This window comes from Mesorhizobium sp. P2_C4, from assembly GCF_056404575.1.
The window spans coordinates 1208214-1223922 of the sequence record NZ_JBFUDT010000001.1 but is presented as its reverse complement, the minus strand read 5'-3'; the positions used below and the strand labels follow the sequence as shown (position 1 = coordinate 1223922).

The 15709-nt window shown below is 61.3% G+C and carries 15 protein-coding genes; 6 read left to right on the top strand and 9 right to left on the bottom strand.

The window, feature by feature from the left end; translation table 11 throughout:
* Positions 1–4 precede the first annotated feature (4 nt).
* The 7 genes from AC1DX6_RS05835 to AC1DX6_RS05805 form a co-directional block, all read right to left on the bottom strand.
* Complete coding sequence (locus AC1DX6_RS05835; protein ID WP_477311758.1) at positions 5–973, bottom strand: ABC transporter permease subunit; 969 nt, start codon at positions 971–973, stop codon at positions 5–7.
* 9 nt (positions 974–982) lie between these two features.
* Positions 983–2122, bottom strand: coding sequence for an ABC transporter ATP-binding protein (locus tag AC1DX6_RS05830; RefSeq protein ID WP_477311757.1), 1140 nt, complete (start codon positions 2120–2122; stop codon positions 983–985).
* 201 nt (positions 2123–2323) lie between these two features.
* Positions 2324–3421 (bottom strand): polyamine ABC transporter substrate-binding protein, encoded by a 1098-nt coding sequence (locus AC1DX6_RS05825; protein WP_477311756.1) that lies wholly within the window; start codon positions 3419–3421, stop codon positions 2324–2326.
* 348 nt (positions 3422–3769) lie between these two features.
* Positions 3770–4708 (bottom strand): DMT family transporter, encoded by a 939-nt coding sequence (locus tag AC1DX6_RS05820; RefSeq protein ID WP_477311755.1) that lies wholly within the window; start codon positions 4706–4708, stop codon positions 3770–3772.
* A 160-nt stretch (positions 4709–4868) separates the two neighbouring features.
* Complete coding sequence (locus AC1DX6_RS05815; RefSeq protein WP_477311754.1) at positions 4869–5075, bottom strand: hypothetical protein; 207 nt, start codon at positions 5073–5075, stop codon at positions 4869–4871.
* A gap of 72 nt (positions 5076–5147) precedes the next feature.
* Positions 5148–5444, bottom strand: a complete 297-nt coding sequence (locus tag AC1DX6_RS05810) for a DUF1360 domain-containing protein (protein ID WP_477311753.1) — start codon at positions 5442–5444, stop codon at positions 5148–5150.
* 49 nt (positions 5445–5493) lie between these two features.
* Positions 5494–7038 carry a hypothetical protein gene (locus AC1DX6_RS05805; RefSeq protein WP_477311752.1) on the bottom strand — a complete coding sequence of 515 codons (1545 nt, stop codon included), beginning with the start codon at positions 7036–7038 and terminating at the stop codon, positions 5494–5496.
* Positions 7039–7089: 51 nt separating this feature from the next.
* Here AC1DX6_RS05805 and AC1DX6_RS05800 point away from each other — a divergent pair, with 51 nt between their 5' ends.
* Together AC1DX6_RS05800 and AC1DX6_RS05795 are read left to right on the top strand one after the other, a co-directional pair.
* Positions 7090–7449, top strand: a complete 360-nt coding sequence (locus AC1DX6_RS05800) for a hypothetical protein (RefSeq protein ID WP_477311751.1) — start codon at positions 7090–7092, stop codon at positions 7447–7449.
* A 368-nt stretch (positions 7450–7817) separates the two neighbouring features.
* Positions 7818–9341 carry a tyrosinase family protein gene (locus tag AC1DX6_RS05795; protein WP_477311750.1) on the top strand — a complete coding sequence of 508 codons (1524 nt, stop codon included), beginning with the start codon at positions 7818–7820 and terminating at the stop codon, positions 9339–9341.
* Positions 9342–9355: 14 nt separating this feature from the next.
* Here the strand turns inward: AC1DX6_RS05795 and AC1DX6_RS05790 are convergent, their stop codons facing one another.
* Positions 9356–10798: a helix-turn-helix domain-containing protein gene (locus tag AC1DX6_RS05790; protein WP_477311749.1), complete on the bottom strand. Its 1443-nt coding sequence runs from the start codon at positions 10796–10798 to the stop codon at positions 9356–9358.
* A gap of 246 nt (positions 10799–11044) precedes the next feature.
* Between AC1DX6_RS05790 and aceA the strand changes: the two genes are divergently transcribed.
* The 3 genes from aceA (at position 11045) to AC1DX6_RS05775 (ending at position 13339) form a co-directional block, all read left to right on the top strand.
* Positions 11045–12334 carry an isocitrate lyase gene (gene aceA / locus AC1DX6_RS05785; RefSeq protein WP_477311748.1) on the top strand — a complete coding sequence of 430 codons (1290 nt, stop codon included), beginning with the start codon at positions 11045–11047 and terminating at the stop codon, positions 12332–12334.
* 51 nt (positions 12335–12385) lie between these two features.
* Positions 12386–12628, top strand: coding sequence for an SMc00767 family acetate metabolism repressor (locus tag AC1DX6_RS05780; protein ID WP_006202762.1), 243 nt, complete (start codon positions 12386–12388; stop codon positions 12626–12628).
* 315 nt (positions 12629–12943) lie between these two features.
* A complete protein-coding gene (locus tag AC1DX6_RS05775; protein WP_477311747.1) occupies positions 12944–13339 on the top strand; it encodes a PleD family two-component system response regulator in 396 nt (131 codons plus the stop codon).
* 32 nt (positions 13340–13371) lie between these two features.
* Here the strand turns inward: AC1DX6_RS05775 and AC1DX6_RS05770 are convergent, their stop codons facing one another.
* Positions 13372–14088 (bottom strand): HAD family hydrolase, encoded by a 717-nt coding sequence (locus AC1DX6_RS05770; protein WP_477311746.1) that lies wholly within the window; start codon positions 14086–14088, stop codon positions 13372–13374.
* Between the two features lie 153 nt (positions 14089–14241).
* Here AC1DX6_RS05770 and AC1DX6_RS05765 point away from each other — a divergent pair, with 153 nt between their 5' ends.
* Positions 14242–15678, top strand: a complete 1437-nt coding sequence (locus AC1DX6_RS05765; RefSeq protein WP_477274678.1) for a glutamine synthetase family protein — start codon at positions 14242–14244, stop codon at positions 15676–15678.
* Positions 15679–15709: the final 31 nt, after the last annotated feature.

The following is a 15709-nucleotide window of genomic DNA, read 5'->3' as shown; positions in this document are numbered from 1 at the left end:
GATGTCACCGATCCATTTCCTGAGCGCGCGCCTGCGCTCGCTGGAAGAGCATGATCGGCACGATCAGCAGCAAGAGCAGGATGACGGCGACGGCGGACGACACCGGCCAGTCGCGGTTGGCGAAGAACTCGTTCCACAGCGTCTTGCCGATCATCAGCGTCTGCGAGCCGCCGAGCAGGTCGGGAATGACGAACTCGCCAACGGCGGGAATGAACACCAGCAGGCAACCGGCGATGACGCCGGGCAGCGACAGCGGGAAGGTGATTTTCCAGAAGGCGCTGGTCGGCGGACAGCCGAGATCCTTTGCCGCCTCGATCAGCGAATAATCCATCTTCTCAAGGGCCGAATAGAGCGGCAGCACCATGAACGGCAAATAGGAATAGACGATGCCGATGAAGATCGCCGTGTAGGTGTTGAGAATGATCAGCGGCTGGTGGATGACGCCGGTGGCGAGCAGCAACTGATTGAGCAGCCCTTCGGGCTTCAGGATGCCGATCCAGGCGTAGACGCGGATCAGGAAGGAGGTCCAGAACGGCAGGATCACCAGCATCAGCAAGGTTGGGCGGATCGTTGCCGGGGCACGCGCCATGCCATAGGCGATCGGATAGCCGACGACCAATGTCAGGACCGTCGAGATTGCGGCGATGATGACGCTGGTCACATAGGCGTTGAAGTAGAGCGCGTCCTGCGTCAGCCAGGTGTAGTTGTCGACGCTGAGCTGTTTCAGCTGTGCAAGAAACCCAGAAATGCCGCCGCTGAAATCCAGTGCCGGCGTATAGGGCGGAATGGCGATCGCCGTCTGCGACAGCGAGATCTTGAAGACGATGACGAACGGAATGAGGAAGAAAAACAGCAGCCAGACATACGGAATGATGATGACCAGGCGGCCAACGAAGGCAGCGCCCAGCCGGGCCAGGAAAGATTTGCTGGTGTCTGAAGAGGCTGTTGCGACAGTGACAGCGGCATTCGACATGACTGCCCCCTACCGCGTCAGCACAACGCCGGCATCGGGCCGGAAAGAAACCCAGGCCCGATCGTTCCAGCTCAGCGGGTCCTCGGTGATGCGTGCCGCGTTCATCGTGCTGGCCCGCACCATCTGCCCGTCGTCCAGCCTGACATGATAAACGGTCATGTCGCCGAGATAGGCGATGTCGTAGACTTCGCCTTCAAGCGCATTGACCGCATCGGCGGGCTTCTTCGACGAAATCCTGATCTTCTCCGGCCGGATGGCGAAGACGATGTTGGCGCCCGCGGTGGTATTGACGGCATTGTCAACGACGATCTGGGCTCCGGTAGCGCCCGCGATGCGGGTCGTCCTGGCAGTCTGCTCGGCAACCTTGCCCTCGAACATGTTCACGTTGCCGACGAAGTGAGCGACAAAGCGCGAGCTGGGTGATTCATAGACCTCGGCCGGCGTTGCCACCTGCATCACCTCGCCCTTGTCGATGATGGCGATGCGGTCGGCCATGGTCATCGCCTCTTCCTGGTCGTGGGTGACGACGACAAAGGTGAGACCGAGATTCTGCTGCAGGTCCATCAGCTCGAACTGGGTCTCCTCGCGTAGCTTCTTGTCGAGCGCGCCGAGCGGCTCATCGAGCAGCAGCACCTTCGGCCGCTTGGCGACCGAGCGGGCAAGCGCGACGCGCTGGCGCTGGCCGCCGGACAATTGGTGCGGCTTGCGCTTGGCGAACTGCTCGAGCTTGACCAGCTTCAGCATCTCGGCAACGCGCGACTCGATCTCGGGCTTCGGCATGCCGTCCTGCTTGAGGCCGAAGGCGATGTTGTTCTCGACCGTCATATGCGGGAACAACGCATAGGACTGGAACATCATGTTGACGGGCCGCCGGTAGGGCGGGATGCCACGCAGATCCTGGCCGTCGAGCAAGATGCGACCGGCGGTCGGCTCCTCGAAGCCGGCCAGCATTCGCAGCAAGGTCGACTTGCCGCAACCCGAGGCGCCGAGCAGTGCGAAAAACTCGCGCTCGAAGATGGTCAGCGACAGATTGTTGACGGCGGTAAAGTCGCCAAACTTCTTGGTGACATTGTCGAATTGAATATATGGCTTGGCGTTCGGATCATTCCATGGCGCGAAATCCCTGCGGATGCTGCCAAGCGATTTCATGTCCCACTCCGTCTTGCTTTTTTTGCCCCTGGACCGGTTCATCGTTTCACGGAAACGCAGAACCGCTCCATCTCTTTGTTTGACGCAATTCCCAGGGAAAGCGCTATGTGCTTCCCCCGGGAAAACCGCCCACACTTTTCCTGCAATTGCGCTAAAGAAAAACGATCCCGGCAGATTGCTGCCGGGATCGTCGCAGATTGCTTATTGGCCGGTGACGATCTTGGTCCAGGTGCGCGTGATGACGCGCTGGGTCTTGGGATCGTAAGGGGCGACTGTGTAGAGCTTCTTTATGGTCTCGGCATCGGGATAGACCGAAGGATCTTCCAGCAATGCCTTGTCGACGAACTGCTGCGAAGCCTTGTTACCGTTGGCGTAGAGCACGTAGTTCGACGATTTGGCGATCACTTCCGGCTTCATCATGTAGTTGAGGAATTCGTGCGCCTCGGCGACATGCGGCGCATCGGCTGGGATCGCCATCTGATCGAACCACATCTGGGCGCCTTCCTTGGGCACCGAATAGCCGATTTCAACGCCTTGCTTGGCCTCGACCGCGCGGTTGCGGGCCTGGAACACGTCACCTGACCAGCCGACGGCCAGACAGATATCGCCATTGGCGAGGGCGTTGATGTATTCGGAAGAGTGGAACTTGCGGATAAAGGGCCGGACCTTCAGCAGAGTCTCCTCGGCCTTGGCAATATCGTCGGGCGACGTGCTGTTCGGGTCGAGACCGAGATATTTCAGCGCCGCCGGGATGATGTCGGCCGGCGAGTCCAGCACATAGACGCCGCAGTCCTTCAGCTTGGCCAAGCTGTCGGGATTGAAGAACACGTCCCAGCTGTCGATCTTGTCGGTGCCAAATGCTGCCTGCACCTTCTTGATGTTGTAGCCGATACCGACCGTGCCCCACATGTAGTTGATCGAGTATTCGTTGCCGGGGTCGTATTTGGCGGTTCGCTCCGAAACCGTGTCCCACATGTTGGAAATGTTGGGTAGTTTCGATTTGTCGAGCTTCTGGAACACACCCGCCTGGATCTGGCGTGCAAGGAAGTTGCCGCTGGGCACGACAACGTCGTAGCCGCTGCCGCCGGCAAGCAGTTTGGTTTCCAGGATTTCGTTGGAATCAAAGGTGTCGTAGACGACCTTGATGCCGGTTTCCTTGGTGAAGTCGTCGATGATCGAAGCGTCGATATAGTCCGACCAGTTGAAGACGTTGATGACGCGATCCTCGGCATGGCCGCCGACGGTGAAAAGCGTCAGAAATGCTGAGGTCGCCGAAAGCCAGAGCGCTTTGCGGATCATGCTATTCTCCTTTGATGAGTGTTCCGTCGCCGGCTCGTCGCGGCGTAGCGCGGCCGGGCATTTGCTTCAGACTATTGAGCTTTCCAGGACGCGACAAGCACGAACTGCCGACACCGTGGGAGTGGTTCGATGTGCTGATGTCGGGAGCTTGGTAACCGTGGTGTGGCCTGGATGGCACTGCTGCGCCGTCAGCGGCTCTCGCCATGGCGCGGGCAGGGATACGACGATTTGGTCCGGTCTCGATTGGACCGGCGGGGAGACTTGGCAAGATACGCCTGTCTTGTTGTTGCCGTAGCCACAGCCTGCCCGCCCGGCAGCAGCATTGTCAATGGCAAACCGTGCACTGCATCAATTAGGGGACGGCACGCCGGCGACGCCCGGTCGCGCCGGCCGGGCCTGGCGCTTGAATTCAAGCCCGATATGGACAAGCAGCGCCGTGACCACGACCGCGCCGCCGACGACGGTGCGCAGCGACGGCACCTCGGAATGGACGAGCCAGACCCAGATGGGCCCGAGGATCGGTTCAAAAGTGCCAATTAACGCCGCGACCGCCGCCGGGACAAGCCGGGCGCCGGTGGTGAAGAAGGCCAGGCCGAGGCCCAGATTGACCACGCCGAAGACGAAGAGAAAGCGCATGTCGTGGCCGGAAACGGCAAGCTCCGATGCCTGGGACGCCGCGAATGTGGCAGCGAGCATCGCGCCAAGGCAAGTGGCCGGCGTCATGCGTACATGAGCGAAGCGCCGGGTGACGACAGTTGCGATCGAGAACATGACGGCAATCAGCAGCGCCAGGCCGTCGCCGATGGGAGAGACGGCGCCATCGAGCGATTCCGAGACCATGATGGCAACGCCGGCGATGACCGCAGCGATAGCCATCCAGGTCGCGACAGTCACCCGTTCGCGAAACAACGCCCAGGCAAGCAGCGCCGCCAGCAGTGGCACGCCGGCCTGCATCAAGAGGATGTTGGCGACGGTGGTGTAGGAGAGCGCGACGACGAACGAGGTCGAGGCTGTGGCAAAGCAAATGGCCACGGCAAGGCCGGGCAAGCCCATGTCACGAAACAATTTCAGCGTGCCGCGCCAGCCGTCGCGCCAGACCATGAAGCCAAGCAGAAAGGCGACCGCCCAGAGCGAGCGCCAGAAGATCACCGCCCAGTTGTCACCGGTATCGATGAAACGGGCGATGGTGCCGCCAAAGCTCCAAACCAGCGCCGACAGGAATATCAGGAGGTAGCCGACGCGCTCCTCGCGCGGCGAGACGACACTTGGTGATGCGATATCGGTCATGGGTGCGACTGTCGGCGATTTCCGGGCGGCACGATGCGCAGTGGACGACAGAAACGTGCTTCATTCGCGTAGCGCAAAGTTGATGGCCGGGCGTGGTCCAGCGCAATGTTCCGCTTAGGGCACCTTGCTTTGGCCTGGCGCGGCGCATCAAGCGTTGGCGCTAGATCGGGCGTGCACTGGCAATGACAAAGTCGCCCAGGGAAAGAAGCCAGGCGACGTCGCGGCCATCGACGTCGAGATGTTCCCCGGCTTTCGGGAAGACATAGGTAAAGCCCGATGCCGGCGCGGCGACCACGATCGAAGTGTCGCCGCGATACTCGATCGCGACAGCGCCGGTCAGCGCCGGCGGCTGCGGTGTCCCGGACATCCGGGTTCGGCGTGGCGGCGACTGCCACACCTGGCGATTTTGACCACAGCATCCCATCATCGTCTCCTGTTGTTATGTCGTCTTCGACCCGGTCGCCTGCTCGAACAGGCAAGCAGCACCCGAGGCCCCGAGCCAGACCAGCACGAACTCAATCCAGCCGTGGCTGACGAGCGGTGCGAACAAGGCCGACGGCCACAGGCTCAGGCAATAGAAACAGTCCATCAGATGCCCCAGCACATGATCGCCGGCCCTGGCCCTGACCTTGACGACGATGTTGAAGGGTCCGTCCTCGGCGGCGACGAAATGCGCGATCCGCCAGGTGGCGAGGCTGATGAGGATGAAAACAAGTTCGCTCGACATGATATCCATCGGAAATTCCCGCGCGGCGGAAAAGATGCCGCCGCGCGGGAGACAGGGTTCATCCGTTGATGACGGCGATATCCACATCGGGATCCACCCGGATGTCGATTGGGTCATAGTTCCAGTCCAACAGATGCCCATTGTCAGCGCCGGCAGGGTTCATTGCACGGCTGAACGCACTGCAGCCGAGCCCGTAGGAGCCCTCGAGCGAAGTCGCCGCGACCAGGCGATAAGTGCCGGACAGAAGGCATGAGTTGTCGCTGGTCGTCTCATGCCAGTGAGAGGTATCGGCCGGCGATGTCTGCAGCGAGAAGGATCCGCTGCCGCAGCCATGCGACGTCAGCACGGCACTACGCAGATGATGCGCGCTGACCGAGACGACGATGCGCACGTCGATGTCTTGCGGCACGACGCCACGCCGGATGGTCGGGCATGGCACCAGCAGGTTGCGCCCGGGCAGAGCGAACGCGCTGTCGGATTCCGACGCGAACTTCCAGGCCAGCGTGTCGAAATGCACCGTTGGCGCAGTGTTGTCCGTCTGGATGGCGACGACGCCGGAATATTGCAGGTGGTTCTTCGCCGCCCCTCCGACCTCGACCTTGAGCAGTGTTCTCTGCAGTGTCGGCGTTGGCCATTCGAGCACGAGGTTGTCCGGGTGGAACGCCGTCGGATTGGGCAGCACCGGATACCAGCCATCGGCGTCCGGCGTGACAAGGTGCGGCGATCCCGATGGTATCGGATAGATGTTCCAGGACAGCCCGGTGATGGCGTTGAACGTCACGCCATTGTCGGTGCTGGCGAGCACCCGGTAGAATTGCGCCTTCGGCACGTTGACGCAGCCGTAGAGCTGCAGCGTACCGTGGAACGGTGTCCGCGCCAGCGGGCGAGGCCCTATGGGCGGAACCGGACGGTTCGGACGCACGGCATAGCCGGTGACGGCATTGAAGTAGGACGCATTGTTGAGCGGCATCAGGCCGGCGAACAGGATTTCCGGCACGTCCTTGCAGGGCACGACGGGCGTTTCGCAGACACGCGATTCACGCGCCTGGCTGGAAGCGACGAGCGTGACCGGAGGAATGACGCCGGCATTCCAGCGGACGTCGAAATAGCCTTCGGAATAGATGACTTCCTCGATGCCGTCGCCATTGGTGTCCTGGGTGACCCGGAAGGTGATATCGGGCACATCCACAATGCGCTGCCACTGCGGCAGATAAATATCGAAGCAGCGGTGGAACGGGCCGATGTAGCGGTTGAGGTCGAAGCCGTCGATTTCCGCGTGATGCACGCCCAGTTGCCTGGCGACCGCGGCGCGGATGGCCTCGCCTGGGTCGGTCGGTTTCTTGCCGACGATGTCGTCATCGCCGCTCAGCAGCTTCTGGAATTCCGGAGGAATAGGCGCCTGCATTTCCATCGGGAAAGCACGTGCTCCCTCAAGCTCGGCGGACAGCGTTTCCCGCCCGCTCGGCGAACTCACTTCTCGGCTCAGGCTTGCTGCATGAGACAAGGCGCCAAGTGCGGCCTCGAGATGGCGCTTCAGCCCGGGCAATTCCTCCACCGGACCTGGACGCGGCGGCACCGGCAGATCCAGTTCCGGAATCGCCACCAGATCCTTGATCGAAGGCCTGATGAAAATATACGGAAAGCAGATCCGGCGATGGCGCCAGCGCAGGATCCAGTCGATATCGAAGCGCGGGACGTAGACGCAGAAGCGGCCGCATTCGTCGGTCTTGACGGTGGCGATGACCTCGCGCCGGCAATGGAAGGGATAGAACCATCCCCAGCGCCAGTTGGTGGGGAAATAGCTGACAAAACTGCAATCGGTGTCCTGGACCTCGACGGTGGCGAACGGAACGGGATATTCGACCCCGGTGACCGGATCCTTCTTGACGACGCGTCCGCAGATACGCCGAAAGAAGAACAGTTCGGGATCGATACGCCACTTCAGTCTTTCGGCAAGGTCGGCAACGCTGTGGCCGATCAGTTCCTTGGCGTCGATCTTGGCCAGCGACGCTAAGCGTTCGGCCTGGATCCCGGTGATGATGCGCTTGTCAGGGGGTATTCGGCCGTCTGTGCGGCCGGCTTTTCAGGCGACTTCATGGCTGTGGCCTCCTCTTGGCTTGGCTGCGGGATTGGAAAATTCATCCGCAGGCCAGCATCGATACCAGCAACCACCGAGTGGTTATGTAATAGATGTCACATATTACTGCACAAATTTCAATTGTATATATGCGGACAACACAACAATGCGAATGAATATTATCTATTCTACAAAATTTACTAAATATGTCGACAATCATGTGTGAACTATTTCATATACGCTCAGACATTTCCGGATTATCTCCAAACCCGAACTTCCGAAACCCTTTGAGCGGAGTAATCGCCATGCAACGCAGGGATTTCCTGAGGGGTATTCTGGCAGCCGGCACCGTCGCCATCACCCACCCGGCGACAGCTCAGACGAAGCTGCTGAATTTGAAGGATTATATCCGCTTTCGGTTCTGCCGGCCGTCGGTGCACCTGCGCAGCGACATCTACACGCTGATGAACCATGACCCCAATCATCCGATCATCGCGTCGTACCGCTCAGGTGTCGCGGCGATGAAGGCGCTGCCCGACAGCAATCCCACGTCCTGGGCGTATCAGGCCAACATTCACGGCACGAGCCTGCCGTTCGCCCAATGGCCGGCGGGCGCGCCGTTCGCAACCTGCGAACACGGCAGCGACTATTTCTTGTCCTGGCACCGCATCTATCTGTATTTTTTCGAAAAGATCGTGCGCAAGCATTCGGGCAACAATAACTTCGCCCTTCCCTATTGGAACTATTCGAAGGCGGGACAGGCCGCCCTGCCGCTTCCCTTCCGCAGCCCCACGGGCGCCGGAAATGCACTTTACAACGGCACGCGAGCGAATTCGGTCAACGCCGGCAATCCGCTGGCGGCCGGGACGGTCAACATCGCAACCGCCCTGTCGAAGGCGAGCCTGCTTGGCGGCGGACAATTCCAGTCGTCGCTCGAAGGCACGCCGCATGGCGCAGTCCACGTCGCCATCGGCGGCAATATGGGGGCTTTCAGCACCGCCGGCCGGGATCCGATCTTCTGGCTGCATCACTGCAACATCGATCGCCTGTGGGAGAAATGGCTGTCACTCGGCAATGGCCACGCCAACCCGATCGGCGATGCCGCCTGGATGGCTGAAACGGCCGAATTCGTGGACGAGAACGGCAATTTCGTCACCATGGTGAATTCGGATATTCTGGATACTGCCGCGCAGCTCAAGTACCAGTATGAGGACCCGCGCGAATGCATCCCGCTGCTGGTCGCCAATGCCCATCTGAGCGATCTCATTCGCCGCATAAGCATCAAGGCCAAATTGAAGTACATCTTGCGCAAGGACTGGAAGATCGACCTGGCAGGCAAGGCCACCCGGCTCGACCTGTCGGAAAGCGACCAACGCGGCGAAGTGACGGCGTTCCTGCGCGCGGGCAAACTGCGCGACATCGCCAAATCGAACCGGATCATGCTCCGGTTCGGCGGCTTGCGGCTGCGCGTACCGATGAACGGTTACTTCGAAGCCTATCTGACCGTCGGACCGAAGGAGACGTTTGCCGCCAGCAAGCCAGTCTTTATCGGCAACATCAATACTTTCGGCGCCGATGCGGAGTCGCAGGCATCGATGATGCAATCGCCGAAGATGCAGGAAAAGAAGGACCACGAGATGGGCGTGTCGACCAGCATCGACGTGACCGATGTGCTCCTCAAGCAGGTCAGAGGCAAAGGCGATACCCTGCTGGCCGTGACATTGAACCCGGTCAGCGGCGTCGAAAAGGACGAACAGGGCGTCAATCGGGAAGCCGAACCGGTTTTCGGCGAAGTGGCTCTGGATGTGCTGCCGATCGAGGCAAAGTAGGATCGCGTTTGGCTCTACTGAAAGTCGAACGCGCTCAAGCCCGTTACCATCTCATCGAGGCCGAGCGGGCGCGTCACCGGCGGTTCGGCACGCGCCAGGCAGCCGACGCGCTCGCACAGTCGGCAGGCGGGGCCGACCGGCGTGGCCGGAGCGGCACCGTGCCCAGCTTTTGCGGTCGCCCCTGGCAGCGCCGCGCCATAGACGATCTCGTCGCGAAAGCCGATGTCGCAGCCCAGCAGCAGCGCCGTGCGGCGCGGGCGCTCCGAAAACGAACCTTGCGGGCCTTCGAGCGTGCGGGCGACACAGAGGAACTCGGCGCCATCGGGCATCTCCACCGCCTCGACAAAAATCTGACCGGGCTGGGTGAAGGCGGCATGGACAGGCAGCTTCGGGCAGCCGCCGCCGAAGCGGCTGTGCGGAAAGCCCAGGCTGCCCGCCTTGCGGAAACGGTTGCCGGCATTGTCGACCTCAAGCATGAAGAACGGCACGCCCAACATGCCAGGCCGCTGCAACATGGTCAGCCGGTTCGCTGCCTGCTCGAAAGAGACGTTGAAGCGTGAACGCAGCACGTCGATGTCGTAATGGGCGCGAATGGCGGCAGCGTGAAAGGCCTGGTAGGGCATCATCAGCGCGTGCGCCGCATAGCGGCCGAGTTCGAAGCGCGCCAGCCGGCGGGCTTCGTCGGTGGTCAGCTTCAGCGCTTGAATCTCGCCGGCCACCGCAACCGTCATCCGGATCAGGCAGGCTTCCATCGCCACTTCGCGCAACTGGTCGAATGGCGACAGGCGTTCGGATAAAAACAGACGCTGCGAGTGGCGGTCATAGCGGCGGCGCCAGTTCGGCATGGTGGCCACCGGCAGTACCTTGACGACGATGCCGTATTCGCGCTTCAGCCAGGCTTTTAGCGCGCCAAACAGATCGTCGCCGGGGTCGAGCACCGAGGTGAAGGCTTCGGCCTCTTCCTCGAGCGCTGCAAAATGGTTTGGCCGGCGCTCGAAAATCTCGTGCACCTCGTCGATCGGCAGCCGCGCGCCGGACAGTGCCGTGCCCCTGCCCTCGCGCGCCAGAAGCTCGTTGAGATCGGAAAGCCGTTCGGCCTGCTCGCGATAGGCGCGAAACAGTTTTATCATCGCGGCCGACGCATTGGGGGCGGCCTCGGCGAGTTCGATCAATTCCTGGTCGCCGGGCAATTCACCGACCAGCAGCGGATCGGCAAACACTTCCTTCAGGGCGGATATCGACCCCCTTGCCTCACCCTGCAGCTCATGCGGGTCGACCTTGTAGACGGACGCCAATTTCAGGATCAGCTGCACCGTCAGCGGCCGCTGGTTGCGCTCGATGAGGTTGAGATAGGACGGCGAGATGCCAAGCCCTTCGGCCATCGCCGTCTGGGTCAGGCCCTTGGCGTTGCGGATGCGGCGGATGCGCGGTCCGGCGAAGATCTTCTGATCGGCCAATCGGCTATCCTTCACAGAAATTTACACGATCTCGGTGCAGCGGCGCACCATCGGTCTTTACAATCGTGACAAATTTACAGCGCTCGGCAGTCAAACACAACACAGGTTTTCTCTTATTTTCTGGCCAATTTCATGGTTTCCCTCGCCTATTCCGCGTTGCAATGTAAATGATGTCACACATGAGCGGCGCGAAACCCTCCTGGAAGCAGCGCTTTGAACCCGGCATCGAATTTTCTGGAGTGACCAATGACCGATTTTTACAACCTCGTTCCCTCGGCGCCCGAAGGCCGCTTCGACGGCATCGAACGGCCCTATTCGCCGGCGGACGTGAAGCGGCTGCGCGGCTCGGTCCAGATCCGGCAGAGCCTGGCCGAAATGGGCGCGAACCGGCTGTGGCAGCTGATCCACGAGGAGGATTTCGTCAACGCGCTCGGCGCCATGTCGGGCAACCAGGCCATGCAGCAGGTCCGCGCCGGACTGAAGGCGATCTATTTGTCGGGATGGCAGGTCGCGGCGGACGCCAACACCGCGTCGGCCATGTATCCGGACCAGTCGCTCTACCCCGCCAATGCGGCGCCCGAGCTGGTCAAGCGGATCAACCGCACCTTGCAGCGCGCCGACCAGATCGAGACGTCCGAGGGCAACGGCCTCTCGGTCGACACATGGTTCGCGCCGATCGTCGCCGATGCCGAGGCCGGCTTCGGCGGGCCGCTCAACGCCTTCGAGATCATGAAGGCGTTCATCGAGGCCGGTGCGGCCGGCGTTCACTATGAGGACCAGCTGGCATCGGAGAAGAAGTGCGGCCATCTCGGCGGCAAGGTGCTGATCCCGACCGCGGCGCATATCCGCAACCTCAACGCGGCACGCCTGGCGGCCGACGTGATGGGCACGCCGACTTTGGTCGTGGCGCGTACCGACGCGGAAGCGGCAAAGCTTTTGACCTCCGACATTGACGAGCGCGACCAGCCCTTCGTCGACTATGATGCCGGCCGCACGGTGGAAGGCTTCTATCAGGTCAGGAATGGCATCGAGCCCTGCATCGCTCGCGCCATCGCCTATGCGCCATACGCCGACCTGATCTGGTGCGAGACCTCGAAGCCCGATTTGGCGCAGGCCAAGAAATTCGCCGAGGGCGTGCGCAAGCATCATCCGGGCAAGCTGCTCGCTTACAATTGCTCGCCGTCGTTCAACTGGAAGAAGAACCTCGACGACGCGACGATCGCAAAGTTCCAGAGGGAGCTTGGCGCCATGGGTTACAAGTTCCAGTTCATCACGCTGGCCGGTTTCCACCAGCTCAATTTCGGCATGTTCGAACTCGCCCGCGGCTACAAGGCGCGGCAGATGACGGCCTATTCCGAATTGCAGGAAGCCGAGTTCGCGGCGGAAGCGCACGGCTACACCGCGACCAAACACCAGCGCGAAGTCGGCACCGGCTATTTCGATGCGGTGTCGATGGCGATCACCGGCGGCCGGTCTTCGACCACCGCCATGCATGAATCGACCGAGCACGCCCAGTTCAAGCCGGCGGCCGAATAGCAGCAACACGACCAGAGGAAACGCCCAAAGGGCATAAAAGGGAGAAGACCAATGGCTTCGATAAGCCGCGTCAAGGAACGGGCCGAAGAGCAGTCCACCACGATGAGCGTGGACCAGCAGGCGACCATCCGCATGCTGGCCAACGATCTGCACAGGCTCAACCAGTCGGTGATGAAGGCGGTCGAGGCGGGCGTCTCGGTGGAGCTCGTGCGCTCGGCACGCCACCATGGCGGCGACGGCAATTGGGGCGACCTGCTGATCCCGGTGATCGTCACCCAACAGAGCCACGGCTGACCGCACTCGAGGTCCATGCCCCGGCCGAATTCGATGTCACCCGCGCGGATTGCGCGCGGGTGACTTTGCTTTTGCACGACCAATTCACTACTGTGAAGAACAAAACTTGCCTTAAATTGTAATGCTTCCGGCTATATTGCAGATGACTGCCATTTCAGCTTGACATGGGTGGCGATCTCACGCCATTTGGCTCTCAGATTTCAACCCTGCATTGAAACAGAGACGAGCGGCCAGCCCCTGCCCATGTGTCCAGTAGATCGCGAGACAGAGACCACAATTCTCCCGAGTTTGATGGGCCGGAAGGCGAACGCCGAGATGATCATGGATCTCTCCCAGGTGCTCGTTGTCGGGAAATCGCCAATCAATCGGGTTGTGGTGTCGAAGATCGTCGAAAAATCCGGACTGAAGCCGATCTCGGAGACGCCTGAAATGGCGGCGAAGACGCTGAGAACCCTTGTTCCCGGCGCGGTTGTCCTCGATGGCGGAGCCGACAACAAGGACTGCGACGCGCTGATGTCCGGCATCGATGCTATGCGGCGGGCGTCCGGCAGATCGCTGCCCTCGGTCATCCTGCTTTCAACCAGGATTGGCACACCGGAGAGCCTCGGCCTGTCGAGCATCGTCGACGTGGTGGTCACCAAGCCGATCACCACCGAAAGGCTGCAACCGGTTATCGATCGGCTGATCCGACTTGGGCGCGGCTGTTCGTAGTCCGGGTCGAGCGGTTCAAGGCCGGGACGCGCTCAACCGATTTTGCCGATGCTTTCGATCAGCGCGGGCAGTTCGCCAAGATCAGCGATCTCACGGAAACGTGGGGCTGCGACCGGCGGCTCGACATGTTCCAGCACCCAGGTCAGTTCGTGCGGCACATGGACGCCCCAGCTGCCGGCCTCGATGGCCGGCACCACGTCGGACTTCAGCGAATTGCCGACCATCATGCTTTTCTCCGGCCCGTCGCCATGGCGGCTGAAGATCCTGTTGTAGGTGGCGGCGCTCTTGTCGCTGACGATCTCGACGGCATCGAACAGGTCGCCCAGACCGGACCCGGCCAGCTTGCGCTCCTGGTCGAAGAGGTCGCCTTTGGTGATCAGCAGCAGGCGATAGTCGCTGGCGAGCTTTTCCACGGTTTGCCGTGCATGCGGCAACGCCTCGATCGGATGGGCAAGCATGTCGCGGCCGGCGGCAAGGATTTCAGCGATGGCTGAAGCCGGCACGCGGCCTTCGGTGACCTCGATCGCCGTCTCGATCATCGACAGGGTGAATCCCTTTATGCCGAAACCATAGATTGCGAGGTTGCGCTTCTCGGCCTCGAGCAGTCGCGCTGAAATGTGTTCCTCCTCGGCATGATCGGTGAGGAGTGCTGCAAAGCGCTTCTCGGTCATGCGAAAAAACTGCTCGTTCTGCCAGAGCGTGTCATCGGCGTCGAAGCCGATGGTCGTCAATTTGCGGCTGTCTTGCATGCGACGCCTTCAATCCGGTGACTGCGTTTGTGGAAATCTGAACCTAAGCTGGCTGGAGCGAATTTCAACCGTGGCGGCGAAGCCAGCCGGCTTGCCCTTCCCTTCCATCACCGCGCACGGCTATACTCCAAAATCCGCAACCCAATCTGGTGAATGATGCCGCCTGCAAAAAAGGAAGTCCGTCCGTCGACCCGCGGAGGACGCGTCCGCACGCCCGCTTTCGTGAAAAATCAACGTGGCGTGAAAAACTGGAAGGAAGTCAGCGCCTGGCTGGAATGGCGCGGCATCGAGGATATCGAATGCATCACGCCGGACCAGGCGGGCGTTGCGCGCGGCAAGATGATGCCGTCGAAGAAATTCACCTCCAACACCTCGCTGGCGCTGCCTTCGGCGGTGTTCATGACGACGATCTCCGGCGGTTATCCGGAGGACGGCAACGGCTTCCACTACCCTGAGGACGATGGCGATCTCAAGCTGATGCCGGACCTTTCGACCCTGACCGTGGTGCCGTGGGAAGAAGATCCGACGGCAGCCGTCATCTGCGATCTCGTCCACCAGGACGGCCGCTCGGTCGAATTCACGCCGCGCAATGTGCTCAAGCGCGTGGTTGCGGCTTACGACAAGCGCGGGCTGAAGCCGGTGGTGGCGCCCGAGATCGAATTCTACCTCGTGCGCAAGAATCCCGATCCGGACTATCCGCTGACCCCGCCGGTCGGGCGTTCGGGGCGCGCCATAGGCGGCGGCGCCGGTTATTCGATCGCCGGCGTCAACGAGTTCGACGAACTGATCGACGACATCTACCACTTCTCCGAGAGCCAGGGCCTGGAGATCGACACGCTGATCCACGAGGAGGGCGCCGGCCAGCTCGAGATCAATCTGCGCCATGGCGACCCGATCGAACTCGCCGACCAGGTGTTCATGTTCAAGCGCACCATTCGCGAGGCGGCGCTGAAGCACGAGATATACGCCACCTTCATGGCCAAGCCGATCCAGGGCCAGCCGGGCTCGGCGATGCACATCCATCAGTCGATCATCGACAAGAAGACCGGGCGGAATATCTTTTCGGCCGAGGACGGCTCGGAAACCGACGAATTCTTCCACTTCATCGGCGGCATGCAGACGCATGTGCCGAACGCGCTGGTGATGTTTGCGCCCTATGTCAATTCCTACCGCCGGCTGACGCAAGCGGCCTCGGCGCCGGTCAACAACAAATGGGGTTATGACAACCGCACCACGGCGTTCCGAGTGCCGCGCTCGGATCCAGCGGCCAGACGCGTCGAAAACCGCATCCCGTCTTCCGATGCCAATCCCTATCTGGCCCTGGCCGCGTCGCTGGCCTGCGGGCTGATCGGCATGACCAACAAGATCAAGGCCGAGCCTCCTGTGCTGACCACAGCCAACGCCGACGAGATCGACCTGCCGCGCGGCCTGCTCGAAGCCGTCGACCTGTTCGAGGGCGACGAGGAGCTCTGCGCGCTGCTCGGCAAGTCGTTTGCCGCGACCTACGCGGCGATCAAGCGGGCGGAATTCGAGACCTTCATGGAAGTGATCAGCCCGTGGGAGCGGGAATATCTGCTGCTCAATGTGTGAGCGGCGACTTCGTCGCGTGAATGGTGAACAG